This window comes from Acinetobacter sp. YH12099 (assembly GCF_013419195.1).
GTDB classification, from domain to species: domain Bacteria; phylum Pseudomonadota; class Gammaproteobacteria; order Pseudomonadales; family Moraxellaceae; genus Acinetobacter; species Acinetobacter towneri.
Window position 1 is genome coordinate 1 of the sequence record NZ_VPAP01000046.1, and the last position, 2,773, is coordinate 2,773.

The following is a 2,773-nucleotide window of genomic DNA, read 5'->3' on the forward strand; positions in this document are numbered from 1 at the left end:
GCAGCTTTGCTGTTACGACGGGAGGAGAGATAAAAATCGACAGTGCGGCCCCGGCTGTCGACGGCCCGGTACAGATACGCCCAGCGGCCATTGACCTTCACGTAGGTTTCATCCATGTGCCACGGGCGAAGATCGGAAGGGTTACGCCAGTACCAGCGCAGCCGTTTTTCCATTTCAGGCGCATAACGCTGAACCCAGCGGTAAATCGTGGAGTGATCGACATTCACTCCGCGTTCAGCCAGCATCTCCTGCAGCTCACGGTAACTGATGCCGTATTTGCAGTACCAGCGTACGGCCCACAGAATGATGTCACGCTGAAAATGCCGGCCTTTGAATGGGTTCATGTGCAGCTCCATCAGCAAAAGGGGATGATAAGTTTATCACCACCGACTATTTGCAACAGTGCCGTTCAGGCAGTACTTCATCAACCAGCAAGGCGGCACTTTCGGCCATCCGCCGCGCCCCACAGCTCGGGCAGAAACCGCGACGCTTACAGCTGAAAGCGACCAGGTGCTCGGCGTGGCAAGACTCGCAGCGAACCCGTAGAAAGCCATGCTCCAGCCGCCCGCATTGGAGAAATTCTTCAAATTCCCGTTGCACATAGCCCGGCAATTCCTTTCCCTGCTCTGCCATAAGCGCAGCGAATGCCGGGTAATACTCGTCAACGATCTGATAGAGAAGGGTTTGCTCGGGTCGGTGGCTCTGGTAACGACCAGTATCCCGATCCCGGCTGGCCGTCCTGGCCGCCACATGAGGCATGTTCCGCGTCCTTGCAATACTGTGTTTACATACAGTCTATCGCTTAGCGGAAAGTTCTTTTACCCTCAGCCGAAATGCCTGCCGTTGCTAGACATTGCCAGCCAGTGCCCGTCACTCCCACTGTTGATAAATTTTCTAAACAAAAAGGATCAAACTAATCTATAAGCTTTGTGGGTTAGAAAAAAAATAACTCACTTTGCATTGATCATATTTAAATTCTTGTTTTATCCATAGCACTAACCTATTAATTTTAAAAAATAATAGGTACTGGCTAAATAGCAAATCGATACATATCTTTTTCATAGAGGAAATATGATTTTAGTAAGTTCTTGTCTGGCTGGCTTAAAGGTACGTTATAACGGGACGCATAGCTTAAACGAAAAAATCGAAAAATTAGTCAAAGATGGAAAAGCTACTATGGTATGTCCAGAGATTCTTGGCGGTTTATCAACACCACGCGAACCTGCCGAGATTTCGGGAGGTAATGGCGATGATGTCTTAGATGGAAAAGCCTGTGTAATTGAAAAATCAGGAAAGGATGTGACTTCAATCTATATTGAAGGGGCATATAGAACTTTAAAAAAAGTTCAATTATTAAAAGCTACTCTGGTAGTGCTTAAAGAAAATAGCCCTTCATGTGGTAGTTCAATGATTTACGATGGTCAATTTAATGGGAATAAGATCTATGGCAATGGAGTTACCTCCGCTTTGCTTAAACGTCATAATATAAAAGTCATTTCAGAAGAAACTTTTTGGCAACTTTTACCCTAGTTCCTCCGCTTTTATTTAAAATCTTCATGCAACTCCAACCACGCCCCCCTTTGCAATATCAAGTCTCTTCGGTATTTAGAGATATAGTGAGGTAATAATCTAAGAAGCATATCCATTACTTCCACATCAGTTAAAAAGTAGTGGTTCAATTTTATGCTGTAATTCTTTAACAATTTTAGCAAGCTGATCATGTAAAACTAACCAACATTGCTCATGACCTTGCCCAATATATTCATCTATTATGAGTTGCAAAATGTCTTGATCTATCTGACTTAAGAATTCTAAAAACCATGTCGCAGCAACATCCTTGGCAACTATTGTTTTATGATCTAATGTATAAGCTATACGGCATAGCGCTAAAATTTGATTACATTCATCCTGATCGTCTTTCCAATGAGCAATAATTTGTGGATAAGTTTTTTGCATGGCAAATATTAATTGTTCATAGCTAATTGGATTTAACCAATCGCAAATATCAGGTCCAAAGATAGTAATGTTATGTAATTGGGCAGTTTTAAGTAAAATACTAATATCTGGATCAGATTGACTATAAAGTAATTCACCTTTGAGTAATTCTTCTCTCAACCACTCGCCATATTGTAGCTGATATGTATATGGATGATTTTTATTGGTAATACTCCCTTTTTCTAATATCGTAATTTCTAAGGCACGCGCTGTAGCATGACCAATCGGAACAGATATATTTAGAAAATTCTGCGCTAATTGTTTTCTTTCCTGATCGGTAATTTCACGTTCAATAATAACTAAAATATCAAGATCACTTTTATGTTTTAAACCACCATCAACATACGAACCATATAAATAAATAGCATAAAGCTTATCTTTAAAATTTTTTTGTAAAAGCTGTTTTACACTTTCAACTTGGCGACACTCTTCATCATTTAAGCTTTGCATATGATTTTTAATTTAAAAAAATAAGTAATGAATTCATAGAGCATTATACAGAATAAGTGTAAATAATTTAATCAATTAGTAAATAACATACTATTTTTACAATATATTTACTTTCAATATAGAGTTTAATACATAAAACTCTATCAATCAAAAAAAGCTTGAAACAACATCTGAATAGTAAGAGTCATTTCCTCCTCACTTAGAGATGGATCCGGAAATTTGAACAACTCCTATAAGTGATACTCTGCTCCTCAAATGATGTTATAAACATCAATATATGGAGTATTTTATGGCACGTAGACCAAGAAGAAATCATTCAAACGACTTT

Annotated in this window: 2 protein-coding genes and 2 pseudogenes; 1 reads left to right on the plus strand and 3 read right to left on the minus strand. The window is 39.4% G+C overall.

Going from position 1 to position 2,773, the window contains the following annotated elements; genetic code table 11:
- Positions 1-344 (minus strand): annotated as a pseudogene (locus tag FTU39_RS13630) (IS6-like element IS26 family transposase); the annotation flags it as partial.
- Positions 345-405: 61 nt separating this feature from the next.
- Positions 406-759, minus strand: a pseudogene (locus FTU39_RS13635) (transposase zinc-binding domain-containing protein); the annotation flags it as partial.
- A gap of 312 nt (positions 760-1,071) precedes the next feature.
- Here FTU39_RS13635 and FTU39_RS13640 point away from each other — a divergent pair.
- Positions 1,072-1,530, plus strand: coding sequence for a DUF523 domain-containing protein (locus tag FTU39_RS13640; protein ID WP_077170035.1), 459 nt, complete (start codon positions 1,072-1,074; stop codon positions 1,528-1,530).
- Positions 1,531-1,656: 126 nt separating this feature from the next.
- Here FTU39_RS13640 and FTU39_RS13645 read toward each other — a convergent pair whose 3' ends face one another.
- Positions 1,657-2,445 carry an aminoglycoside adenylyltransferase domain-containing protein gene (locus tag FTU39_RS13645; protein ID WP_038350081.1) on the minus strand — a complete coding sequence of 263 codons (789 nt, stop codon included), beginning with the start codon at positions 2,443-2,445 and terminating at the stop codon, positions 1,657-1,659.
- Positions 2,446-2,773: the final 328 nt, after the last annotated feature.